Origin of the sequence: Geodermatophilus maliterrae, from assembly GCF_041018925.1 — a bacterium.
Lineage (GTDB): Bacteria > Actinomycetota > Actinomycetes > Mycobacteriales > Geodermatophilaceae > Geodermatophilus > Geodermatophilus maliterrae.
This window is the reverse complement of sequence record NZ_JBFNXQ010000083.1, coordinates 1-21719: the sequence shown is the minus strand read 5'-3', so window position 1 is coordinate 21719 and position 21719 is coordinate 1. Positions and strand designations below refer to the sequence as shown.

Here is a 21719-nt window from a genome sequence, read left to right as displayed (position 1 = left end):
CCCGCATCGCGCCGGGTCCGCGCGACCGCGCCGAGGTGACCACCATGGCGCTGACCAGCGCCGCCATCCCGCCGCTGGCCACCTGGCACTTCCTCCGCGGCGCGGTGCGGCACCGCCGGGTGACGCCGTGGCGCGGGCTGCCCGACCTGGTGCTGTTCGACCGCGACGGCACGCTCGTGCGCGACTACCCGTACAACGGCGACCCGGAGCTCGTGAAGCCGGTGCCGGGCGCGGAGGAGGCGGTCGACGCGCTGCGCGCCCGCGGTGTGCGGGTCGGGGTGGTGAGCAACCAGTCCGGCGTGGCCCGCGGGATCGTCTCCCGCGAGCAGGTCGACGCCTGCATGGCCCGCCTCGACGAGCTCCTCGGCCCCTTCGAGACGGTCCAGGTCTGCCCGCACGGTCCCGACGACGGCTGCACCTGCCGCAAGCCCGCGCCGGGGATGGTGAAGGCCGCCTGCGCCGAGCTCGACGTCGACCCCGCCCGCTGCGTGGTCATCGGCGACATCGGTGCCGACGTCGAGGCCGCCGCGGCCGCCGGGGCCAGCGGGATCATGGTGCCGACGCCGGTGACCCGGAAGCAGGAGGTCGCCGCCGCGCCCCGGGTGGCCGCCACCCTGACCGCCGCGGTCGACGACGTGCTGGCGGGCCGCTGGTGAGCCGGCGCCGGGGCACGGTGCTGGTCGCCCGGCTGGACAACGCCGGCGACGTCCTGCTGCAGGGGCCGCTGGTCCGCGCGGTGGCCGCCGCCGCCGAGCGGGTGGTGTTCCTCGCCGGGCCGGCCGGTGCCGAGGCCGCGGCCCTGCTGCCCGGTGTCGACGAGGTGTGGACCTGGGCCTGCCCGTGGATCCTCGGCGACCCCCCGCCGGTCGACGCGGCCGACCTGGCCGCACTGACCGGGCGGGTCCGCGCGCTGGCGCCCGACGAGGCGGTCGTCCCCACCTCGTTCCACCAGTCGCCCCTGCCGCTGGCGCTGCTGCTGCGCGCGGCCGGCGTCCCGCGGATCTCGGCGACCAGCGTCGACTACCCCGGCTCGCTGCTCGACGTCCGGCACCGGGTCGACGACGACCTGCCCGAGCCGGAGCGGGCGCTCTCGCTGGCCCGCGCGGCCGGGTTCGACCTGCCCGACGGCGACGACGGCCGGCTCTCGGTGCGCCGTCCGCTGCCCCCGGCGCCGCAGCAGCCCGGCTACGTCGTGCTGCACCCGGGGGCCTCCGTGCCCGCGCGCGCCTGGCCCGTGGAGCGCTGTGCCGAGGCGGTCGTGGCGCTGACCGACGCCGGGCACCGGGTGCTGGTCACCGGCGGGCCGGGGGAGCGGGCGCTCACCGCCGCCGTCGCCGGCGCGCGGGGCGCCGACCTCGGCGGCGCGACGTCACTGGCGGAGATGGCGGCGGTGCTCGACGGCGCCGCGGCCGTCGTCGTCGGCAACACCGGCCCCGCGCACCTGGCCGCCGCCGTCGGGACGCCGGTCGTCTCGCTGTTCAGCCCGGTCGTCCCCGCGGTGCGGTGGGCGCCCTACGGCGTCCCCACGGTCCTGCTCGGTGACCAGGACGCCCCCTGCCGGCTCACCCGGGCCCGCGAGTGCCCGGTGCCCGGCCATCCCTGCCTGACGTCGGTGACCGCGGCGGACGTCGTCGCGGCCGTGGAGGGGCTGGTGGCCGCGTGAGGATCCTGCTCTGGCACGTGCACGGCTCCTGGACGACGGCGTTCGTCCAGGGCCGGCACGAGTACCTGATACCGGTCGTGGACGGCCCCGGGGGGAACCGGAGCCCCGACGGCCTCGGCCGCGCCCGCACCTGGGACTGGCCGGCGTCGGCCCGCGAGGTGACGCCCGAGCAGCTGCGCGCCGAGGACGTCGACGTCGTCGTCCTGCAGCGCACGCGCGACCTCGAACTGGTCCGCGCGTGGCTGGGCCGCGAGCCCGGCCGCGACCTGCCCGCCGTCTTCCTCGAGCACAACGCGCCGGGGCTGGAGCCCGGCGACGGGCCGGTGCCGCACACCCGGCACCCGCTGGCCGACCGCGACGACGTCCCGATCGCGCACGTCACCCACTTCAACCGGCTCTTCTACGACAACGGCCGGGCGCCGACGACGGTCATCGAGCACGGCATCGTCGACCCCGGCGAGCGCTGGACCGGCGAGCTGGCCCGGGCCGCCGTCGTCACCAACGAGCCGGTCCGGCGGGGACGCACGGTGGGGGCCGACCTGCTGCCCGGGCTGGCCGCGGCCGCCCCGGTGGACGTCTTCGGCATGGGCCTGGCCGGCCTGCACGAGCGCCACGGCCTCGACCCCGGACGGGTGGTGCTGTTCGACGACCCGCCGCAGGCCGCGATGCACACCGAGCTGGCCCGCCGCCGGGTCTACGTGCACCCCGTCCGGTGGACCTCGCTCGGACTCTCGCTGCTCGAGGCGATGCACCTGGGCATGCCGGTGGTCGCCCTCGCCACCACCGAGGTGGTCGAGGCGGTGCCCCCGGGCGCCGGGGTGCTGTCCACCCGGCCCGAGGTGCTGTGGGACGCGGTCCGCACCTACCTGCACGACGAGGACGCCGCCCGGCTGGCCGGCGAGGCGGCCCGCGCCGCCGCGCTGGAGCGCTACGGGCTTCCCCGGTTCCTCTCCGACTGGGACACCCTGCTCGAGGAGGTCACCCGATGAGGACGCACCGGGGTACCGGCGCGCCGCTGCGCATCGACCTGGTCAGCGAGCACGCCTCGCCGCTGGCCGCGATCGGCGGCGTGGACGCCGGTGGGCAGAACGTGCACGTCGCCGCGCTGGCGGCCGGGCTGGCCGAGCGCGGCCACGAGGTCACGGTGCACACCCGCCGCGACGACCCGCGGCTGCCCGACGAGGTGCCCACCGACGACGGTTACGTCGTCTCGCACCTGACCGCGGGCCCCGCCGAGGCGCTGCCCAAGGACGACCTGCTCGGGCACGTGCCGGCGCTGGCCGCCGCGCTGCGCGCCCGCTGGGCGGTGCAGCCGCCCGACGTCGTCCACGCGCACTTCTGGATGAGCGGGCTGGCCGCGGTCGAGGCCGCCGGGAGCCTGCTGACGCCGGTCCCGGTGCTGCAGACATTCCACGCGCTCGGCTCGGTCAAGCGCCGCCACCAGGGCGACGCCGACACCTCCCCGGCGCAGCGGGTCGAGCTCGAGCGGGGCCTGTGCCGGGCGGTCGGCCACGTCGTCGCCACCTGCAGCGACGAGGTGTTCGAGCTGCGCCGCCTGGGGCTGGCCCGCGACCGCGTCTCGATCGTCCCGTGCGGCGTCGACACCGCGGTGTTCACCCCGCGCGGCCCGGTCGCCCCGGGCACCGGCCGGCCGCGGCTGCTGGTGCTCGGCCGGCTGGTCGAGCGCAAGGGCCAGGAGGACGCCGTCCGCGCACTGGCCGCCGTGCCGGACGCCGAGCTGGTGGTCGTCGGCGGCCCGCCTCCCGGCGAGGTCGACGCCGATCCGGAGGTGCGCCGGCTGCGGGCCGTCGCCGCCGAGGTCGGGGTGGCCGACCGCGTCTGCTTCGCCGGGTCGGTCGCCCGCGCCGACGTCCCCGCCTGGGTGCGCTCGGCCGACGTCGTCCTGGCCGTGCCCTGGTACGAGCCGTTCGGCATCACGCCGCTGGAGGCCATGGCCTGTGGCCGCCCGGTGGTGGCCACCGCCGTCGGCGGGCTGCAGGACTCCGTGGCCGACGGCGTCACCGGTGACCTGGTGCCCCCGCGCGACCCCGAGCGCCTCGGCGAGGTGCTCGCCGCGCTGCTGGCCGACGACGCCCGCCGCGCCGCCTACGGGGCGGCCGGGGTCCGCCGGGCCCGCGCCCGCTACCGGTGGGCCCGCGTGGCCGCCGACACCGAGGCCGTCTACCGGCAGGTCCTGTCCACCCGGCGTCCCGTCGAGGCCGTCCGATGAGCGCCCCCGGAGGTCGCCCGATGAGTGTCGCTCCCCACTCCACCGGCGAGGTCGTCTCGCCCGACGCCTGCACGCACCTCACCGGCCGCGACCACGTCGCGTCGCTGACGTCGGCGCTGCGCAGCCTCGACGCCTCGGTCGACACCCTCGACCGCTGGGGCCGGCTGCTGGCCGACGTGCTGTGCGGGCAGTCGCGGGGGCGGCTGCTGGCCGCGGGGAACGGCGGGAGCGCCGCGCAGGCGCAGCACCTCACCGCCGAGCTGGTGGGCCGCTACCGCGCCGACCGGCCGCCGTTCTCGGCGATCTGCCTGACCGCGGAGACGTCGTCGCTGACCGCGATCGCCAACGACTACCCGGCCGACGAGCTCTTCGCCCGCCAGGTCGAGGCGCACGGCCGGGCCGGCGACGTCCTGGTCCTGCTGTCCACGTCGGGCCGGTCGCCGAACGCCGTCGCCGCCGCCCGCCGCGCCCGCGAGTGCGGCATCACGGTCCTGTCGATCACCGGCCCGGCGCCCAACCCGCTGGAGGCCGCCTCCGACGAGGCGGTGTGCATCGACTCCCCGTGGACGGCCACCGTGCAGGAGTGCCACCTCGTGGCCCTGCACCTGCTGTGCGCGGCCTTCGACGCCGCGGTGCTGGCCGAGCCGGCCCGGGTGCCGGTCAGCCGGATCGGGGTGGCCCGGTGAAGCCGCTCGTCGTCGTCGGTGACGCGCTGCTCGACGTCGACCTGGTCGGCACGGCGTCGCGGCTGACCCCCGACGCGCCGGTACCCGTGGTCGAGGACGTCGAGACGCGCGAGCGCCCCGGCGGCGCCGCGCTGGCCGCCGTCGTCGCGGCGCAGGCCACCGACCGCGAGGTCGTGCTGGTCGCCCCGCTGGCCGACGACGAGGGTGCGGAGCGGCTGCGGGCGCTGCTGGCCGGCAGGGTGCGCCTGGTCGCCGTCCCGGCCGCCGGCGGCACCGCGGTCAAGCGCCGGGTGCGGGTGGGCGACCACTCGGTGGTGCGCATCGACAGCGGCTCGCCGACGGTGACGCTCGGGGAGCTCCCGGCGGAGGCCGCCGACGTCATCCGCGACGCCGCCGCCGTCCTCGTCGCCGACTACGGGCGCGGCACCACGGCCGACCCCGCCGTCCGGGCCGCGCTGGCCACCGCCGGTGGGCCGGTGGTCTGGGACCCGCACCCGCGCGGCGCCGACCCGGTGCCCTCCGTGCGGCTGGTCACGCCCAACGGCGCGGAGGCCGCACGCGTCGCGGCCGCAGCCGGTGTCCCCGTGGACGGCGACGGGCTGGCCGCCGTCGGCGCGCGGGCGGAGGCGCTCATCCGGCACTGGGGGGTCGGCGCGGTCGCGGTGACCCTCGGGGACCGCGGGGCGCTGCTGTCCTACGGCGAGGGCGCGCCGATGGTCGTGCCCGCGGTGCCCGTGACCGGCGGGGACCCGTGCGGTGCCGGCGACTCCTTCGCCGCCGCGGCCGCCCTGGCGCTCGCCGCGGGTGCGGTGACCGGTGAGGCGGTGGCGGCCGCGGTGGCCTTCGCCGGGGACTTCGTCGCCCGTGGCGGCGCCGCGGCCTGGGACGCCTCCGGGGCGCGCGAGCCGAACGTGGTGGCCGACGACGGGGTGTCCGCGCTGCTGGCGCGGGTGCGCGCCGCCGGCGGCACCGTGGTGGCCACCGGCGGCTGCTTCGACCTCCTGCACGCCGGGCACGTGGCCACGCTGCGCGCCGCCCGCGGCCTCGGCGACTGCCTCGTCGTGTGCATCAACTCCGACGACTCGGTGCGCCGGCTCAAGGGCCCGTCCCGGCCGCTGGTCACCGCCGCCGACCGCGCGCGGGTGCTCGAGGCGCTGGCGTTCGTCGACGCCGTCGTCGTCTTCGAGGAGGACACCCCGGCGCACGTCCTCGACCGGCTGCGGCCCGACGTCTGGGCCAAGGGCGGCGACTACGCCGGCGCGGACCTCCCCGAGGCCGCGGTGCTGCGGCAGTGGGGTGGCCAGGCCGTGGTCCTGCCCTACCTCGACGGCCACTCGACCACGGCCCTGGTCGAGCGCTCCCGCAGCAAGGACCCCGTCCTCCCCATGCTTCGCGAGCTCGGCGCGGGGCCCGGAACGGGGCCGTGAGAGCACGACCCGTCGCGGTCGTCCTCCGGCCGCTCGGGCTCGGCGACCTGCTCACCGGCGTCCCGGCGATCCGGGCGGTGCGCGCCGCCGTCCCGGACCACCGCCTGGTCCTGGCGACGACGACCGCGCTGGCGCCCCTGGCGGCGCTCGTGGACGCCGTCGACGAGGTGCTGCCCGCCCGTGAGCTCGAGCCGCTGGACTGGTCCGGGCCGCCGCCGGAGCTCGCCGTCGACCTGCACGGCAAGGGCCCGGCCTCGCACGTCGTCGTCGCGGACCTGCACCCGGACCGGCTGCTGACCTTCGCCAGCCCCGGCTACCCCGGCCCGACCTGGTACCCCGGCGAGCACGAGGTCCGGCGCTGGTGCCGGCTGGTCGCCGAGGGCCTCGGGATCGACGCCGACCCCGACGCGCTGGACCTCGCCGTCCCGTCCGTACCGCCCGCGGTCGCCGGGGCCGCGCTGGTGCACCCCGGTGCCGCCCACCCGGGGCGGCGCTGGCCGGCCGACCGGTTCGCCGCCGTCGCCCGCCGGCTGGCCGGGACCGGGCACGACGTGCGCGTCACCGGCGGCCCGGCCGAACGCGACCTGGCCGAGGCGGTGGCTCGCGGAGCGGGGCTGGGGGCGGCGGCGGTGCTCGCCGGCCGCACCTCGACGCCGGAGCTCGCCGCCACGGTCGCCGCCGCGCGGGTGGTGGTCAGCGGCGACACCGGGGTGGCGCACCTGGCCAGCGCCTACCGCCGTCCGTCGGTGGTGCTGTTCGGGCCGGTGTCACCCGCGCTGTGGGGCCCGCCGCCGCGGGTCGGGCGGGGCGGAGGAGCACTGCACGTCGTCCTCTGGCACGGGGACGGCACCGGCGACCCCTGGGGCACCGAGCTCGACCCGGCCCTGGCGCGGATCACCGTCGACGAGGTGACCGCCGCGCTCGAGGACCTCCTCGCCCGCACCTAGGGAGGTCCCGCGCGTCCTCGTGCTCTGCTCCCGATGCGGACCAGAGCACGACCGACCCGGGACAGCAGCTGGCCGCGTGGCCGGGAGGAGGGGGGCCCGGAGGGCCCCGACGAGTGGCCGGGGTGCTCAGCGCTGCCGCAGCGCGTCGAAGAGGACGTCCTGCAGGTCGGTCGGGTCGACGGCGGAGTACGCGGCGCCACCGGTCACCGAGGCGATCTGCTCGAGCGCGGCGATGTCGGCGTCCGGACCGAGCGCGACGCCGATGACCTTGACCGGGCGCTCCGGGTCGGCCTCGTCGCGCAGCGACTGGAGCAGCGCGTCGAGCGCGATGCCCTGGTCGTCCTCGTTGGTGCCGTCGGTGACGATGACGACGCTGCTCACCGCGTCGGGGTCGTACTGCTCGCGGGCCGACCGCACGGCGGCCAGCGTGGTGTCGAACAGTCCCGTACCGCCGCGGGACAACCGCTCCGGGATGGTGTCGAGCTGCTCGTCGAGCAGGTCCCGCTGGGTGGCGCCGCCGTCGACCTCGGTCTCCAGCGTGCGGATGGGGGCCAGCTCGGTCCAGTCCTGCTCGCCCTCGAGCTGGTGGGCGAAGACCCACAGGCCGATCGAGGAGGTGCCGGGGATCAGCGACAGCGCGCTCTTGGCGGCGTCGCGGGACAGGGTGGCGCGAGTGCCGTCGCCGGCGGGGGCCTCCATCGACGCCGACACGTCGAAGACGGTCAGCAGCCGGGACGGCGCGGCCAGCCGGGCGAGCTCGACCAGCAGGCCCTGCACCTGCTCGGCGTCCACCTCGAGGGCCTCCGGCGCCTCTTCGCGGACACCGCTGCCGGGGTCGGTCGGTGCGGTGCCGTCGGCGTCGCGGAACCCGGCGGCCAGGACGGCGGTGCGCGCCTCCTCGGAGGTCAGCGTCCGGACGACGGCGTCCACGGCCGGCCGGTCCTCGTCGTCCTGCGAGCCGACGCGCAGCACCGGGTAGTCCAGCTGCGGCGAGCCCTCGGAGGGGTAGACGGCGACCAGTTGGGAGTCCTCGGCGCCGCGGCCGACCGTGACGACCTCCTGCTCGCTGACCGGCACCAGCGGCGCGGCGGCGTCCCCGCTGCTGCTCGCGTCCAGCGCCTCGGTGGGAGTGACCGCCGGGCCCCGGCGGGCGGCCAGCACCGCCTGGACGACGGCGTTGTCGGCGGCGTCGGTCCCGCCCAGCGAGGTGCGCAGGGCCGCCAGCGCGGACAGCCCCTCGGCGCTGGCGGCCAGGTCGGGCACCGCGACCGGTCGCACGCCGGTGAGCGCGTCGCGCCACGCCGGCGGCTGCTCGGTCCAGCCCAGCTCGTCCGCGGCGGCGCGGCTGGTGCCGAGCACGACCGGCGAGGTGGCCATCGAGCCGGAGGCGTCGAGGTCGGTGGCGGCGGCCCGGACGGTCCACAGCGAGCTGTCGGGGACCCACACCTGCGGCAGCGCGGAGCCCTCGAGGGCCTCGAGGTCACCGACGGTCTGCAGCGGCTCCTGGGCGATCACCTCGGCCGCGGCGCACGTGCCGCCGCCGAGGTCCTGGGACTCCTCGAGCAGGTCCTGCGCGACGGTGGCCAGCTCGGGCGCGACGGTCACCCGGACGGTGCGCGTGTCGTCGCACCCGCCGCCGGACCCGGCCAGCCACCACACCAGCCCGCCGGCGACGAGGGCCAGCACCAGGAGCGCGACGCCGAGGGCGATCGGCAGGGTGGGCGCAGGGCGTTGCGTACGGCGCGCAGAGGTGGTGTCGGCGTGGCGGCCCATGCTCGCTCTCCGTCAGAGTCCGGTTCCTCGGCGTGCCCTCCGACCGCCGGACCCCAGCGTAGATGCGCTGGCGTCGGCACTGCCGTCAGGTCGGAGGCCGCGCCCGCCGGGACGTCGGTGCGCCGCCGCCAGGCGGTTCAGCCCACCCGCAGGGCCGCCGTCGCGCGCTGCTCGGCGAACCAGGCGACCGTCCGGCGCAGTCCCTCCTCCGAGGGCACCCTCGGCCGCCAGCCGAGCAGTTGCTCGGCCCGCGTGGTGTCGGGACGGCGGACCTTGGGGTCGTCGACGGGCAGGTCGATGAAGGAGATCGGCGATGACGAGCCGGTCAGCTCCACGATCCACTGCGCCAGCCGCAGCATCGACAGCTCGTCGGGGTTGCCGATGTTCACCGGCCCCGGCTGGTCGGAGAACGCCAGGGCCAGGACGCCGCGCACGGTGTCGTCGACGTAGCAGATCGAGCGGGTCTGCGAGCCGTCGCCGGCGACGGTCAGCGGCCGTCCGGACAGTGCCTGGCCGACGAAGGCGGGGATGGCCCGGCCGTCGTCGGGGCGCATCCGCGGCCCGTAGGTGTTGAAGATCCGCACGATCCCGGTGTCGGTGCCCTTGGAGGTGCGGTAGGCGGTGGTCATCGCCTCGCTGAAGCGCTTGGCCTCGTCGTAGACCCCACGCGGGCCGACCGGGTTGACGTTGCCCCAGTACTCCTCGGTCTGCGGGTGCTGCAGCGGGTCGCCGTAGACCTCCGAGGTCGAGGCCAGCACGTAGCGGGCGCCCTTGTCGTGCGCCAGGCCGAGGGTGTGCAGGGTGCCCAGGCTGCCGACCTTGAGCGTCTCGATCGGCATCCTCAGGTAGTCCAGCGGGCTGGCCGGCGAGGCGAAGTGCAGCACCAGGTCGACCGGTCCGGGCACGTGCACGAAGTCGGTGACGTCACAGCGCACCAGGCGGAAGCCGGGGTGCTCCATCAGGTGCACCACGTTCTCCGGCGAGCCGGTGAGGAAGTTGTCGAGGCAGACGACCTCGACGCCCCGGTCGAGCAGGTGCTCGCACAGGTGCGAGCCGAGGAACCCGGCCCCGCCGGTCACCACCGCTCGCCGGATCGTCCGTGCCTCGTGCACCATCCCTGCTCCCGTCCACCTCGCCACCGGGACCCACACCGGCGCGGGACCCGGTGGCTGCCTACCCGGAGATCATCTGCCGACACTTCACCACCTGAGTGTCGTCCGTCCAGGGCGGCCCGGGAACGGCGACGGGCCGCCGGCCTCCACGTGGGAGACCGACGGCCCGCCGTGGTCAGCTGGACCCCGTCCCGGCTCCCGCCCCGAGGGTGCGGGGAGTGGGGCAGGGGTCCTCTCTCAGTTGATCGGCTCCTCGTCCGGGATGCCGCTCTCCGGCGGGGAGGCCGGCTCGCTGTCGGACTCCTCGATCTCGGCGTCGCCGTTGTCGGTGATCAGCACCGGCGTCAGCTCCTCCGAGCCCTCGCCCACGATCCGGCTGACCAGCATGCCGCTGTAGCCGGCGTGGCGGTCCTCCGAGTAGCGGAACGGCGCGAAGCCCGGGCCCTCCCAGTCGGCACCGGCCTGCTCGACGGCGGCGACCAGGTCGTCGCGCGTCGGGTTCTGGCCGGCCGCCTGCAGGGCCTGGACCATCGTGTAGGCCTGCGACATGCCGTAGGCCCGGTAGTTGCTGAGCTCGCCCTCCTGGCCGGACTCCTCCCACACCCGGTTCCAGAGCTCGATCCACGGGTTGTCCGGTGCGTCGACCGTCGGGATGTACTCGGTGGTCAGCACGCCGTCGAGCAGGCTGGCGTCGCTGACCGCGCCCTCGGAGAAGCGGGCCAGCAGCGAGCCGACCAGCTCGGGGTCCGAGCCCACGTTCGAGTAGAACCACTGCGGGTCGTAGCCCAGCTGCAGCGCGGTCAGCTGCGACAGCGCCGTGTAGCTGGGCACGTTGAAGCCGAGGACGAGGTCGGCACCGGCGGCCTGCAGGGCGGAGATCTGCGGGCGGACGTCGGTGTTGCCGGGGACGTAGGTCTCCTCAGCGACGATCTGGTCCTCGAGGTACTGCCGGGCGCCGGCCGAGCCGTCCTCACCGAAGTCGTCGCCCTGGAGGAAGAGGCCGACCTTCGCGTCGGGGAAGTTCTCCGCCACGTACTGGCCGATGATCTTGCCCTCGATCTCGTAGTCGGGCTGCCAGCCGAAGGTGTACGGCTTCTCCTCGACGTCGTCCCACAGCCGGGAGCCCGACGACACGAACAGGTCGGGCACGCCCTCGCTGTTGAGGAAGTCGGTGACCGCGTTGTGGGTCGGGGTGCCCAGGCCCGACATGATCGCGAACACCTCGTCCTCGAGGACGAGCTGGTTGACGACCTGGCTGGTGTTGGTCGGGTTGTAGGCGTCGTCCCGGTAGACGAACTCGATCTGCCGCCCGTTCACGCCACCGTTGGCGTTGACGAAGTCGAAGTACGCCTCGACGCCGGTCGGGATCTCGCTGTAGCCGGGGGCCGCGACGCCGGTCAGCGGGTAGTGGGCGCCCAGCTTGATGGTGTCCTCGGTGATGCCGACGTCCGAGGCCTCGTTCCCCTCGCTGCCGCCGCCTCCTCCACCTGAGTCGTCGCCGCCACAGGCGGCCAGGGTGGAGGCGACGGTCGCCGCGGCCACGAAGCTGACGAGGCGTCGTGAGGATCGTGTCAATGGATCTCCTCTGTGCGGACCCGGGCGCCTGTGCCCGGGAGTCTGTGGGGGTGGGGGAGCGGGGGCGAGCGACGCGGTCCTGGCTCCTCAGCCCCGGGCGCCGGCCCGCCGTGCGCGGGCCTTGAGCCAGGCCAGGCGGACGGAGCCGACCAGCCCGGCGGGGGCGAAGAGCATGACCAGCACGAGGATCACGCCGTAGACGACGTAGGAGATCTCGGCGGCCTGGGCGGCGTCCATGTCCAGCGACTCACCGGCGTCGCGCAGCAGGCGCGGCAGGAAGACCAGCAGCACCGAGCCGATCAGCGCCCCGAGCAGGCTGCCCAGGCCACCGATGACGATGGCGGTCAGCAGCGACAGCGACAGCACGATGGTGAAGGCGGTCGGTGCGGTCAGCCGGACGACGAGGGCTAGTACGGCACCGGCGAGGCCTGCCGCGGCGGCGCTGACGATGAAGGCCGTCACGCGCCAGGCGCCCAGGTTGATGCCGGCGAGCTCGGCGGCCACCTCCTGGTCGCGCACGGCGCGCCAGGTCCGCCCGACACGGCTGCGCATGAGGTTGGCCAGCAGGAAGTACGTGATCAGCAGGCAGGCGACGCTGATGTAGGCGATCCACTTGACGCCGGAGGGGGAGCCGCCCGACAGGCTGCGGATGATCTCGGTGAACCACTCCGGGCGGTCGGGGCTGGACACCGTGAGGCCCTGCTCGCCGCCGAGGAGCTCGTTGTAGTACAGCGCCAGGCCGGGCAGGCCGACCGCCAGTGCGAGCGTCGCGCCGGCCAGGTAGGGGCCGTGCAGGCGGGCCGCCGCGACCCCGACGATGGCCCCGACCAGCGAGGTCAGGGCGACCGCGGCGAGGAAGATGACGATCAGGGGCAGCGGCTCCTCGGCGTCGAGCAGCAGTGCCGTGGTGTACCCGCCGACGGCCATGAGCGCGCCGTGGCCCAGGGAGATCTGCCCGTTGAGCCCGGTCAGCACGGTGAGGCCGCCGGCGGCGATCGCGTAGAAGGCCACGTACCCGACCTGGGCGTTGAAGCCGAGGTCGGTGGACTCGAGCAGCAGCACCGCGCCGACGGCGCAGATGACGAGCACGACCAGGTGGCGGAGGAGGGTGTTGCGCGGCAGCAGCGAGCGGCCGCCGGTGGCCTGGACCGAGCTGGCGTTCGCCGCCGCCGTGGCGGTCGAGGGGGCGTCGGAGGAGGCCGCGCCGGCGCCGGGTGGGGAGGCGGGGGTATGCAGGTCGCTCATGCCGCTCACGCCCTCCGGATCTGGGTCGTCGAGAAGAGGCCGCCGGGCCGGACGAGCAGGACCACGACGAGGATCACCAGGGCCGCCAGGCCGACCAGCTCGTCGCCGACGTAGCCGCGGACGTAGCTGAGCGCGAGGCCGAGCAGCAGCCCGCCGACGACCGCGCCGATCGGGGAGTCCAGGCCGCCGAGCACCGCGGCGACGAAGCCGAAGACGATCAGCGCGTCCATGTAGGTCGGTGTCACGAAGGTGACCTCGGCGGCGATGAGCATGCCGGCCAGCGAGCCGACCACGGCGGCCAGCGCCCAGCCGAGGGTGAGCATCCGCCCCACCCGCACGCCGAGCAGCCGGGCGACCTCCTGGCCGAAGGCCGAGGCGCGCATGGCCAGGCCGACGCGGGTGAAGCGGAACAGCGCGGTCAGCCCGATCATCACCAGCAGCACCGCGCCGAGGGTGAACAGGGTGTTGGGGCTCAGCGCGAGGCTGAAGTCGCCGACGCGGAAGCCGATGGTCGAGAACGGCGCGACGAAGGCCCGCTGGTTGACGCCGAAGAGGACCGAGATCAGGGCCTGGATGGCGATGAAGAGACCCAGCGTCACGATGACCGCGTTGAGCTCGGGGCCACCCTCCACCGGCCGGATGACCAGCCGCTCGACCACGGCGCCGAGCACCAGCCCGGCCAGCAGGGCCACGACCAGGCCGACCCAGTAGGACTGCCCCGACTCGATCAGGGACAGCGCGATGAAGGTCGTGATCGCGCCCATGGCGCCCTGCGCGAAGTTGACGATCCGGGTGGACCGCCAGATGAGCACGAGAGCGAGCGCGAAGGCCGCGTACACCGCTCCGGTGATGACCCCGCCGAGGGTGAGGTTGACGAACTGCTGCACGGAGGAGCTGCCTTCCTGGTGCGGAGGAGCAGGGGAGGGCTAGAAGCCGAGGTAGGCGTGCCGGAGGTCCTCGTCGCCGGCCAGCCGGGCGGCGTCGTCGGTGACCACGACGCGGCCCAGGTTGAGGACGACGCCGGTGTCGGCCACCGACAGCGCGCTGCGGGCGTTCTGCTCGACCAGCAGCACCGACAGGCCCTCGGTGTCGACCAGGTGGCGCACCATCCCGAAGATCTGCGCGACGATCCGCGGCGCCAGTCCCAGCGAGGGCTCGTCGAGCAGCAGCACCTTCGGCCGGGCCAGCAGGGCGCGCCCGATGACGAGCATCTGCCGCTCGCCGCCGGAGAGCGTGTGCGCCGTCTGGTTGCGGCGCTCGGCGATGCGCGGGAAGAACGTGTAGACGCGGTCGAACTCCTCCGACCCGACCTTGCCGCGGAACAGCGCGCCGACCCGCAGGTTCTCGTCCACGGTCAGCTCGGCGATGACGCCGCGGCCCTCGGGCACGTGGGCCATGCCCTTGGTGACCATGGCCTCGACCGGCGCGCGGGTGACGTCCTCGCCGTTGAGGACCACCCGCCCGGCGGTGGGCCGGACCAGGCCGCTGACGGTGCGCAGCAGCGTCGTCTTGCCGGCGCCGTTGGCGCCGAGGACGGCGGTGATGCGGCCCTGCTCCGCGCGCAGGGTCACGTCGTCGAGCGCCCGCACCGGGCCGTAGGCGGCCGAGAGCCCCTCGACGGAGAGGACGGCGTCGGCGGTCGCGGTGCCGCCGGCCGGAGCCGGTGCACCCTTCGACAGGCCGACGGCGGAGGCGCCCGAGGCGCTGCTGCCGTGCGCGCCGGTGTCAGCCACGCTGGCTCCCCCCGTCGGTGGCCGCCAGCTCGGCGGCGTCGGCCTCGGCGTCGACGGCGTCGCCGAGGTAGGCCTCGGTGACCGCCGGGTCGTTCTGGACCTGCTCGGGGGTGCCGGCGGCGATCTGCTTGCCGGAGTCGAGGACCGTGATGTGGTCGCAGACGCGCATGACCAGGTCCATGTGGTGCTCGACGAGCAGCACGCTCATCCGGCCGGACAGGTGGCCGATGAGCGTCCCCAGCTCGTGCATCTCGTCCTCGCTGAGACCGCTGGCCGGCTCGTCGAGCAGCAGCAGCTCGGGCTCGGAGACCAGGGCGCGGGCGAGCGCGACGCGCTTCTGCACGGGGTAGGGGAGGCTGCCCGGGTAGCGGGCGGCGTAGTCCTCGGCGTCGAGCTCGGTCAGCGCCGCCATCGCCCGCTCGCGCAGCCGCGCCTCGTCGCGGTCGGCGGTGGGGATGGCGAACAGCGCGGACAGGAAGCCGGCCCGGGCGTGCCTGTGCGCCCCCACCATCACGTTCTCCAGCACGGTCAGTCCGGGGAACAGGCCCACCCCCTGCAGGGTGCGGGCGATGCCGAGCCCGGCGAGCTGCGCCGGCCGCAGCCGCCGCAGCTCCTCGCCGCGCCAGGCGATCCGGCCCTCGGTCGCGCGGACCAGCCCGCAGGCCACGTTGAACATCGTCGTCTTGCCGGCCCCGTTGGGGCCGATCAGGCCGTGCACCTGGCCCGGCTCGACGGTCAGCGACACGTCCGTCAGGGCCTGGACGCCGCCGAACGCGACGCTGATCCCGGTCATCTCCAACCGGGAGGTGGGCGATCCGTCCTCGTGCGGGGTGCTGCTGCCTGTGGTTCCGGGCGGCTGCGCCAAGGGGCCCACGTCTCCTCTTCGTCGGGGAGTCGCCGCGCTGCTGACGCGGTCGGCGTCGATTCAGTCACGGACACGTCCGTATGAGCCTGCCGACCGGTGGCAGCCGTCACAATGGGCTGACCGCACAGTGATGGATGCCCCGTGTTGTGCTCTGTGCGATGAGTACCGGAGGTGGGCAGGTGCAGGGGGGCTCGTCGGGTGTCGGGTCGGGCGTCGCGGCGGGGCCGGGGTCGGACGCCGGGGCGCGGCTGGCCGAGCTGGTGCCGGCGCTGCTGGACCGCCTCGACGAGATGACCGACCGGATGGCCGAGATCCTGGTCGAGACCGAGCCCGCCTACCGCGAGGCGCTGACCGGCGGCGACCCCCGGATGCGGACGACGCTGCGGCGCAACCTCGAGGTCGGCGTCCGCGGGTTGTCCCCGGACGTCCCGGCCGCCTACCACCAGAGCCACGCCGAGGGCGCCCGCGCCGTCGGTCGCCTCCGCGCGGCCCAGGGCATCCCCCTGGAGGCGGTGCTGCGCGCGTACCGGCTCGGCGGCCAGATCACCTGGGAGGCGCTGGTCGCGCTCTCCCGCCAGGGCGACGGGCACGACGACGCCCTGTTGCTCGAGGTGGCCGGCTCCCTGTGGCGCACCAACGACCGCGGGTGCAGTGCCGCCGCGGAGGGCTACCGCGCCGAGGAGCGGCGCCTGTCCGGCCTCGACGCCGTCGAGCGCCAGCGCCTGCTCGACGGCCTGCTCGACGGCCGCGGCGGGGACCCCGCCTTCGTGCGGACGGCGACCGAGCTGCTCGCCGTGCCGCTCGGGGGCCGGCTGACCGTGGTCGTCGCCCCCACCGCCGAGGAGGAGGCCGACCCGCTGCCCGAGGCGGCCGCGGCGCTGCTCAAGCGCGGTGTCCGGTCGGTGTGGGGGACCCGGTCGCAGGCGCAGGTCGGGGTGGTGGCCCTGGGGGCGCGGCGGCTGCCCGAGCTGCTGGCCTGGCTGGGTGTGCTGGCCGGCGGCCCGGTCGGGGTGTCGGCGGTCGTGGAGGGGGCGGCGGCCGTCGCCGGCGCCTACCGGCTGGCCGAGACCGCCGCGCGCACGCTGCCCACCGACGTGGCCCGGGTGGTCACCATCGACGACCGGCTGCCCGAGGCGCTGCTCAGCAACTCCCCGGAGATCGGCTCACGGCTGGTCGGCCAGACCCTCGGCCTGCTGCTGGAGCTGCCGCACGACGAGCAGGAGGTACTGCTGGAGACGCTGTCGGCCTTCCTCGACGCCGACGGCTCGCCGACCCGCGCCGCCGACCTCCTCTACTGCCACCGCAACACGGTCATGCACCGGCTGCGGCGGATCGAGTCGGTGACCGGCCGCAAGCTCGCCGACCCCCGGGCCCGGCTGCTGTGGCAGCTGGCCCTGCTGGGCACCGGGCACCACGACGGCGTGCACCGGCGGCCGGTCCGCGACTCCGCCTGACGAAGGACCCCCTGCCCCCCCCGCCACTCGCAGGCCCGCGGCGGGGCCCTGCAGGGGGCCGCACCATCGGCTCACGTCATTGCAGGTAGCCCTCGACCTCGGACTTCGGCCGCACCTGCGCGGCGTCGGGGTCCTCGTCGTACTGCCGCCGGGCGCGACGCTGCCGCAGCAGGTCCCAGCACTGGTCGAGCTGGGCCTCGAGGTCGTTCATGCGGGTGCGCGTCTCGGCAGTGTGCTCCGCGCTGTCCCGCAGCCGGTGCTCCTCGTCGACGAGGGAGTGGATGCGGCGGAGGAGGTCCTTCTCGTCCATGCCCGGTCCCTGCCCGCGCCGGTCGCGGTGAAACGGGACCCGGGGACGCTCAGGCCCCCTCCGGCACCCAGCCCTCGACGAAGGCGGCCAGCCGCCGGGTCACCGCGCCACCGGCCCGGCCGAGGGCGAGCAGCGCGGGCCGGTCGACCGGGACGCGCACCGGACGGCGGCCGGCGGAGGCGGCGCGCACCGCGTGCCCGGCGGTGACCAGGTCGGGCCACGGCCGGTCGAGCTGTGCACGCACCCGGGCGAGCGCGGCCGCCGTCGGCCCGGCGTTGCCCTCGACCATCGCGGTCACGAACGCCGGGTCGCTGGCGATGACCCGGGTGCCGTCGCGGAAGCTGCCCGCCGCGAGCGACAGGGCCAGCGGCCCGGCCTCCCCGGCGGCCGCGGCCAGGGCGGCGGCAAGCAGGTGCGGCACGTGGCTGACCGCGGCGACGGCGTCGTCGTGCTCGGCGGCGGTCACCGGCACCACCTCGGCGCCGGCGTCGAGAGCCACCTCGGCCGCGCGCAGCCAGCGCGACAGCTCCGTGCCCGGCTCCAGGCACAGCGCCCAGGGGGCGCCGCGGAAGAGCCCGGGGTCGGTGGCCTCGTGACCCGACCGCTCCGTCCCGCACATCGGGTGCCCGCCGACGAACCGCCCGCCCAGGCGTGGGCCCAGCGAGGCGAGCACCGGACCCTTGACCGAGCCGAGGTCGGTGACGGTGGCGGCGGGGTCGACGTCGAGGCCGTCGAGCGCGCCGGCCGTCACCGGCAGCGGGACGGCGAGGACGACGACGCCGGCCAGCTCGCGGGTGACCCGCACGCCACGGTCCGCCGCGGCGTCCCGCGCCGCCGGGTCGACGTCCCACCCGCGCACCTCGCGGCCCGCGGCGACGAGCGCGGCGGCCAGCGACCCGCCCAGCTGCCCGAGGCCGACGACGCCGACCGGCGGGGCGGGCATCGTCGGGACCGGGAGGCTCACGACGTCGCCCAGGGGCGCTCGGTGCGGAAGACGCGGGCCAGCGCGGTGGCCACCAGCCGGCCGTCGTCCCCGCGCGCGTCGATCCGGTAGACGGCGGTGCGGCGGCTGCGGTACAGCTCCGCGCCCTCGGCCACCAGCCGCTCGCCGGGCCGGCCGGCGTGGAGGAACTCGGTGTGCACGTCCTGGGCCACCGCGACCGTGCCGTGGCTGTTGCTCACTGCCGCGTGGACGACGTCCAGCAGCGCCATCGTCGCGCCGCCGTGCGCGGTGCCCACGGCGTTGAGCAGCCGCGGGCCCACGGTCATGCCCGCCCGCGCGTACCCCGGGCGCACCTCCTCGAGCACGATCCCGAGCAGGTCCGCGAGCGGATCGGCGGCGAGCCGGGCGGCGAGCGCGGGATCGACCTGGGCTCCGTCGTCCGGTACGGGATCGGCCATGATCAGAGGCTATGACCCACGCGCTCCTCCGGCCCCCACGCGCCGTGACCCACGCGCTCCTCCGTCCCCCACGCGCCGTGACCCACGCGCTCCTCCGGCCCCCGCGCGCAGTGGCCGCCGTGCTCCGACCCCCGCCCGCGCCATGACGCCGCGGTCGTTCCTCCTGACCCCGGAGCTCGGCGACTACGTGCGGGCCGGCTCCGAGCCGCTCGACGAGGTGGCCGCGGCGCTGGTCGCCGAGACCGCCGCGCTCGCCGAGCGCGGCGAGGCGCCGGCCACCTTCCAGATCGCCGCCGAGCAGGGCGTGCTCATGCAGCTGCTCACCCGCGCGCTGGGTGTCCGGCGGGCCGTCGAGATCGGCACCTTCACCGGCTTCTCGGCGCTGTGCATCGCCCGCGGCCTGCCCGAGGACGGCTGGCTGCTGTGCCTGGACCGCAGCGAGGAGTGGACCGCCGTCGCCCGCCGGTACTGGCAGCGGGCCGGCGTCGCCGACCGGGTCGAGCTGCGGCTGGGCGAGGCGCTGGAGCTGCTGCGCGCGCTGCCCGCCGAGCCGGTGTTCGACCTGGCCTTCGTCGACGCCGACAAGACCGGCTACCCGGCCTACGTCGACGAGCTGCACCCGCGGATGCGCCCGAACGGGCTGGTGCTGCTCGACAACACCCTGCGCAGCGGCAGGGTGCTCGACCCGCAGACCGACGACGACCGTGCGCTGGTCGCGCTCAACGCCGCGCTGGCCACCGACCCGCGGTTCGAGACGGTGCTGCTGCCGCTGGCCGACGGCCTGACCGTGCTGCGGGTCCGGTGAGCGCCCCCGGGACGGCCGCTCCGGCCAGCTGGGCGGTGCGGGTGAGCCGGCCGGACTCCCGCTGGCGGGTCGAGCTGCTGGCCGCCGATGCCGGCGACGAGCTGCCGCTGCTCGAGCGGGCGCTGGGCGAGCCGGGCACCGAGGGGTGGCCGCCGCCGTTCGTCGTCGTCGTCGACTCGCGGCTGTACTTCGTCGTCCTGCGGCACGGCCCGGGCGGGATGGTCCGGGCGCTGATCTCCGACGCGACCATGCAGGAGTGGGTGCTCGGCGCCGAGGTGGTGGAGCGCTACGGCATCGCCGTCGACGAGGACGGCGCCTTCGACGACGACGAGACCGGCTGGCCGGGAGGGGACCTCGACGTGTTCGCCGACGACGGGCTGCCCGCGGACGAGCTGCGCCCCATCGTGACCGCCGACGACCTGTGGGCCGACGAGATGGTCACGCGGATCGCCGCCCGGCTGGGCTTCGCCGACGAGCTGGCCGCGGCGGTGCGGGCGTGAGCGCGACCGTGTCGGCCGTCGTCTTCGACTTCGGCGGCGTGATCACCGAGAGCCCGATGCTGGCCTTCGCCGCCTACGAGGCCGAGGCCGGGCTGCCCGACGGGCTGATCCGGCGGCTCAACAGCACCGCCCCCGACACCAACGCGTGGGCGCGCTACGAGCGCAACGAGCTCGACGCCGACGGCTTCGTCGACACCTTCGAGGCCGAGGCGCTGGCCGCCGGGCACCGGGTGGACGCCCGCCGCGTGCTGGCCGCGCTGGCGGGTGAGGTGCGCCCGGCGATGGTGGAGGCCGTCCGGCGGCTGCGGGAGGCCGGGTTGCCGCTGGGGATGCTGTCGAACAACGTCGCGCCGATGGGGCGCACCGGGCGGCTGGGGGAGCTGCTCGACCTGTTCGACGCGGTGGTCGAGTCGTCGGTGGAGGGTGTCCGCAAGCCCGAGCCGGAGATCTACCGGCGCGCGCTGACGCGGCTGTCGGAAGCGGTCGGCCGGGAGCTGGCCTTCTCCGACTGCGCCTACCTCGACGACCTCGGCATCAACCTCAAGCCGGCCCGCGCGCTGGGCATGCACACGATCAAGGTCGCCGACCCGGCCGACGCGCTGGCCGAGCTGTCCGCGCTGGTCGGCATCCCGCTGGCCGGCGCCCGGCCATGACCGGACCGGGGGCCGGCGCCGTCGACGCCGCGATGCTGCGCGCCCTGGAGCTCGCCGCGGCCGCGCAGGAGTGGGGGGACACGCCGATCGGTGCGGTCGTGCTCGGGCCCGACGGCACGGTGCTGGCCGAGGCGGCGAACGAGCGGGAGCGGCTCGGCGACCCCACGGCGCACGCCGAGGTCCTGGCGCTGCGGGCCGCGGCGCTGGTGCACGGCGACGGCTGGCGGCTGACCGGCGCGACGCTCGTGGTGACCCTCGAGCCCTGCACGATGTGCGCCGGCGCGAGCGTGCTGGCGCGGGTGGCACGGGTGGTCTACGGCGCCGACGACCCCAAGGCCGGGGCCGCCGGATCGCTGTGGGACGTGGTCCGCGACCGGCGGCTCAACCACCGTCCGCAGGTCACCGGCGGGGTGCGGGCGGAGGAGAGCGGCGCACTCCTACGCGCCTTCTTCCGCCGCGAGCGGGGCCTGTAGTCTCCCCCGCGGTGGCGTGTCCGAGCGGCCGAAGGAGCACGCCTCGAAAGCGTGTGAGGTGCAAGCCTCCGTGGGTTCAAATCCCACCGCCACCGCCGGCAGGACCACGACGGCGGCGCCCTCGACGGGGCGCCGCCGTCGCCGTCTCCGGGGCCGTCCGGTGGCCTCAGACGACGACGTCGAGGTCGATCAGCAGCTGCCCGTCGGCGCCGCGCACGAAGGTCACCGCGTGGGTCTCCACCAGCCGGTCGCCGGGGCTGAGGAACTCCACGTCGGTGGTCGCGGTGATCCGGTCGCCCTGGTCGGACACGTCCCGCACGTCGAGCAGGTTCACCTCCGACCAGCGGCCGAAGAAGTCCTCGTAGTAAGCGAAGCTGGCCCGCGACCGCAGGGTCGGGCCGGTGAGGGCGTAGGCGCCGGCGGCGTCGTCGGGCAGCAGCGCGTAGTACTGCTCCAGCGTCTGCTGGGCGGCGGTGGCCGGGTCGGCCGGCGGCGGGCTCGTCGTCTCCGGTGACGGGGACGGGCTCTCCGGCGTGGGCTCCGGGGACGGCTCCGGCTCGGGCGCTGCCGACGGCTCGGGCGCGGCGGACGTGGTCGGCTCCGCGGCCTCGGTCGCCGTCGCGTCCTCCGCCGAGGAGGGCGCCGCGGACGACGAGACGCCGACGTCGGCCTGCGGGGCGTCGCCGCCGTCCGGGCGCAGCCCCAGCCAGGTGAGCGCCCCGGCGACGGCCAGCACCACGAGTGCGAGCAGGGCGACCAGCAGCGGACGCCGTCGGCGCCGCGGCCCGACCAGCGGCCCGGACCGGGCGGCCGGGTCGGGGGTCGCACCGGCGGCCGCAGCCGGGGGGCCGGCCGGCGGGGGAGTCC

General features: G+C 76.1%; 22 protein-coding genes, 1 tRNA gene and 1 pseudogene. 13 read left to right on the top strand and 11 right to left on the bottom strand.

Translation table 11 applies throughout. The features are described from left to right. The 7 genes from ABQ292_RS20320 to ABQ292_RS20290 all read left to right on the top strand — a co-directional run. Nucleotides 1-656: D-glycero-alpha-D-manno-heptose-1,7-bisphosphate 7-phosphatase (locus ABQ292_RS20320; RefSeq protein WP_369209531.1), on the top strand; the 656-nt coding region annotated here is incomplete at its 5' end. Continuing rightward, the gene (locus ABQ292_RS20315) at nucleotides 653-1663 is read left to right on the top strand and encodes a glycosyltransferase family 9 protein (protein ID WP_369209530.1); all 1011 of its coding nucleotides are present in this window, start codon (nucleotides 653-655) and stop codon (nucleotides 1661-1663) included. The genes ABQ292_RS20320 and ABQ292_RS20315, both read left to right, overlap by 4 nt. Then, nucleotides 1660-2652, top strand: a complete 993-nt coding sequence (locus ABQ292_RS20310; RefSeq protein ID WP_369209529.1) for a glycosyltransferase — start codon at nucleotides 1660-1662, stop codon at nucleotides 2650-2652. The genes ABQ292_RS20315 and ABQ292_RS20310 overlap by 4 nt, the downstream gene beginning before the upstream one ends. Next, complete coding sequence (locus ABQ292_RS20305; RefSeq protein ID WP_369209528.1) at nucleotides 2649-3893, top strand: glycosyltransferase; 1245 nt, start codon at nucleotides 2649-2651, stop codon at nucleotides 3891-3893. The genes ABQ292_RS20310 and ABQ292_RS20305 overlap by 4 nt, the downstream gene beginning before the upstream one ends. A 20-nt stretch (nucleotides 3894-3913) precedes the next feature. Then, entirely contained in the window at nucleotides 3914-4579 is a 666-nt protein-coding gene (locus ABQ292_RS20300; protein ID WP_369209527.1) for a D-sedoheptulose-7-phosphate isomerase, read from the top strand. Next, on the top strand, nucleotides 4576-6006 hold the full coding sequence (rfaE2, locus tag ABQ292_RS20295) for a D-glycero-beta-D-manno-heptose 1-phosphate adenylyltransferase (protein ID WP_369209526.1): 1431 nt from the start codon (nucleotides 4576-4578) through the stop codon (nucleotides 6004-6006). Before ABQ292_RS20300 ends, rfaE2 begins: the two co-directional genes overlap by 4 nt. Further along, the gene (locus ABQ292_RS20290) at nucleotides 6003-6953 is read left to right on the top strand and encodes a glycosyltransferase family 9 protein (protein WP_369209525.1); all 951 of its coding nucleotides are present in this window, start codon (nucleotides 6003-6005) and stop codon (nucleotides 6951-6953) included. The genes rfaE2 and ABQ292_RS20290 overlap by 4 nt, the downstream gene beginning before the upstream one ends. Before the next feature lie 126 nt (nucleotides 6954-7079). On the opposite strand, the gene ABQ292_RS20285 is transcribed toward ABQ292_RS20290, so the two are convergent. The 7 genes from ABQ292_RS20285 to ABQ292_RS20255 form a co-directional block, all read right to left on the bottom strand. Next, entirely contained in the window at nucleotides 7080-8726 is a 1647-nt protein-coding gene (locus tag ABQ292_RS20285) for a VWA domain-containing protein (RefSeq protein ID WP_369209524.1), read from the bottom strand. Nucleotides 8727-8863: 137 nt separating this feature from the next. Then, complete coding sequence (locus ABQ292_RS20280) at nucleotides 8864-9841, bottom strand: UDP-glucuronic acid decarboxylase family protein (RefSeq protein ID WP_369209523.1); 978 nt, start codon at nucleotides 9839-9841, stop codon at nucleotides 8864-8866. A 234-nt stretch (nucleotides 9842-10075) separates the two neighbouring features. Then, nucleotides 10076-11413: an ABC transporter substrate-binding protein gene (locus ABQ292_RS20275; protein WP_369209522.1), complete on the bottom strand. Its 1338-nt coding sequence runs from the start codon at nucleotides 11411-11413 to the stop codon at nucleotides 10076-10078. 87 nt (nucleotides 11414-11500) lie between these two features. Next, nucleotides 11501-12658 (bottom strand): branched-chain amino acid ABC transporter permease, encoded by a 1158-nt coding sequence (locus ABQ292_RS20270; protein WP_369209521.1) that lies wholly within the window; start codon nucleotides 12656-12658, stop codon nucleotides 11501-11503. A 5-nt stretch (nucleotides 12659-12663) separates the two neighbouring features. Then, entirely contained in the window at nucleotides 12664-13545 is an 882-nt protein-coding gene (locus tag ABQ292_RS20265) for a branched-chain amino acid ABC transporter permease (RefSeq protein ID WP_369209520.1), read from the bottom strand. A 39-nt stretch (nucleotides 13546-13584) separates the two neighbouring features. Further along, nucleotides 13585-14391, bottom strand: a complete 807-nt coding sequence (locus ABQ292_RS20260) for an ABC transporter ATP-binding protein (RefSeq protein WP_369209519.1) — start codon at nucleotides 14389-14391, stop codon at nucleotides 13585-13587. Beyond that, entirely contained in the window at nucleotides 14384-15184 is an 801-nt protein-coding gene (locus ABQ292_RS20255; protein WP_369209518.1) for an ABC transporter ATP-binding protein, read from the bottom strand. The genes ABQ292_RS20260 and ABQ292_RS20255 overlap by 8 nt, the downstream gene beginning before the upstream one ends. Before the next feature lie 230 nt (nucleotides 15185-15414). Here ABQ292_RS20255 and ABQ292_RS20250 point away from each other — a divergent pair, with 230 nt between their 5' ends. After that, complete coding sequence (locus ABQ292_RS20250) at nucleotides 15415-16710, top strand: PucR family transcriptional regulator (RefSeq protein WP_369209517.1); 1296 nt, start codon at nucleotides 15415-15417, stop codon at nucleotides 16708-16710. A 76-nt stretch (nucleotides 16711-16786) separates the two neighbouring features. Here the strand turns inward: ABQ292_RS20250 and ABQ292_RS20245 are convergent, their stop codons facing one another. The 3 genes from ABQ292_RS20245 to ABQ292_RS20235 are packed head-to-tail and all read right to left on the bottom strand — an operon-like array spanning nucleotide 16787 to nucleotide 18421. Further along, entirely contained in the window at nucleotides 16787-17020 is a 234-nt protein-coding gene (locus ABQ292_RS20245; RefSeq protein WP_369209516.1) for a DUF2630 family protein, read from the bottom strand. A 49-nt stretch (nucleotides 17021-17069) separates the two neighbouring features. Continuing rightward, a complete protein-coding gene (locus ABQ292_RS20240) occupies nucleotides 17070-17963 on the bottom strand; it encodes a prephenate dehydrogenase/arogenate dehydrogenase family protein (RefSeq protein ID WP_369209515.1) in 894 nt (297 codons plus the stop codon). 17 nt (nucleotides 17964-17980) lie between these two features. Beyond that, nucleotides 17981-18421: a PaaI family thioesterase gene (locus ABQ292_RS20235; RefSeq protein WP_369209514.1), complete on the bottom strand. Its 441-nt coding sequence runs from the start codon at nucleotides 18419-18421 to the stop codon at nucleotides 17981-17983. Nucleotides 18422-18563: 142 nt separating this feature from the next. On the opposite strand from ABQ292_RS20235, the gene ABQ292_RS20230 reads away from it, so the two are divergent. The 5 genes from ABQ292_RS20230 to ABQ292_RS20210 all read left to right on the top strand — a co-directional run bounded on the left by ABQ292_RS20230 (nucleotide 18564) and on the right by ABQ292_RS20210 (nucleotide 20947). Further along, entirely contained in the window at nucleotides 18564-19226 is a 663-nt protein-coding gene (locus tag ABQ292_RS20230; RefSeq protein WP_369209513.1) for an O-methyltransferase, read from the top strand. Next, nucleotides 19223-19726, top strand: a complete 504-nt coding sequence (locus tag ABQ292_RS20225) for a tRNA adenosine deaminase-associated protein (RefSeq protein WP_369209512.1) — start codon at nucleotides 19223-19225, stop codon at nucleotides 19724-19726. The genes ABQ292_RS20230 and ABQ292_RS20225 overlap by 4 nt, the downstream gene beginning before the upstream one ends. Next, nucleotides 19723-20379 (top strand): HAD-IA family hydrolase, encoded by a 657-nt coding sequence (locus ABQ292_RS20220; protein ID WP_369209511.1) that lies wholly within the window; start codon nucleotides 19723-19725, stop codon nucleotides 20377-20379. The genes ABQ292_RS20225 and ABQ292_RS20220 overlap by 4 nt, the downstream gene beginning before the upstream one ends. Continuing rightward, complete coding sequence (locus ABQ292_RS20215) at nucleotides 20376-20852, top strand: nucleoside deaminase (protein ID WP_369209510.1); 477 nt, start codon at nucleotides 20376-20378, stop codon at nucleotides 20850-20852. Before ABQ292_RS20220 ends, ABQ292_RS20215 begins: the two co-directional genes overlap by 4 nt. A gap of 10 nt (nucleotides 20853-20862) precedes the next feature. Continuing rightward, a tRNA-Ser gene (locus ABQ292_RS20210) sits at nucleotides 20863-20947 on the top strand. Nucleotides 20948-21018: 71 nt separating this feature from the next. Here the strand turns inward: ABQ292_RS20210 and ABQ292_RS20205 are convergent. After that, nucleotides 21019-21719 (bottom strand): annotated as a pseudogene (locus tag ABQ292_RS20205) (hypothetical protein); the annotation flags it as partial.

Coding starts and splice junctions, on each gene's coding strand:
- ABQ292_RS20250 (WP_369209517.1), top strand. CDS start 15,415: ATGAGTACCGGAGGTGGGCAGGTGCAGGGGGGCTCGTCGGGTGTCGGG.
- ABQ292_RS20285 (WP_369209524.1), bottom strand. CDS start 8,726: ATGGGCCGCCACGCCGACACCACCTCTGCGCGCCGTACGCAACGCCCT.
- ABQ292_RS20215 (WP_369209510.1), top strand. CDS start 20,376: ATGACCGGACCGGGGGCCGGCGCCGTCGACGCCGCGATGCTGCGCGCC.
- ABQ292_RS20245 (WP_369209516.1), bottom strand. CDS start 17,020: ATGGACGAGAAGGACCTCCTCCGCCGCATCCACTCCCTCGTCGACGAG.
- ABQ292_RS20305 (WP_369209528.1), top strand. CDS start 2,649: ATGAGGACGCACCGGGGTACCGGCGCGCCGCTGCGCATCGACCTGGTC.
- ABQ292_RS20300 (WP_369209527.1), top strand. CDS start 3,914: ATGAGTGTCGCTCCCCACTCCACCGGCGAGGTCGTCTCGCCCGACGCC.
- ABQ292_RS20240 (WP_369209515.1), bottom strand. CDS start 17,963: ATGCCCGCCCCGCCGGTCGGCGTCGTCGGCCTCGGGCAGCTGGGCGGG.
- ABQ292_RS20270 (WP_369209521.1), bottom strand. CDS start 12,658: ATGAGCGACCTGCATACCCCCGCCTCCCCACCCGGCGCCGGCGCGGCC.
- ABQ292_RS20235 (WP_369209514.1), bottom strand. CDS start 18,421: ATGGCCGATCCCGTACCGGACGACGGAGCCCAGGTCGATCCCGCGCTC.
- ABQ292_RS20255 (WP_369209518.1), bottom strand. CDS start 15,184: ATGACCGGGATCAGCGTCGCGTTCGGCGGCGTCCAGGCCCTGACGGAC.
- ABQ292_RS20280 (WP_369209523.1), bottom strand. CDS start 9,841: ATGGTGCACGAGGCACGGACGATCCGGCGAGCGGTGGTGACCGGCGGG.
- ABQ292_RS20230 (WP_369209513.1), top strand. CDS start 18,564: ATGACGCCGCGGTCGTTCCTCCTGACCCCGGAGCTCGGCGACTACGTG.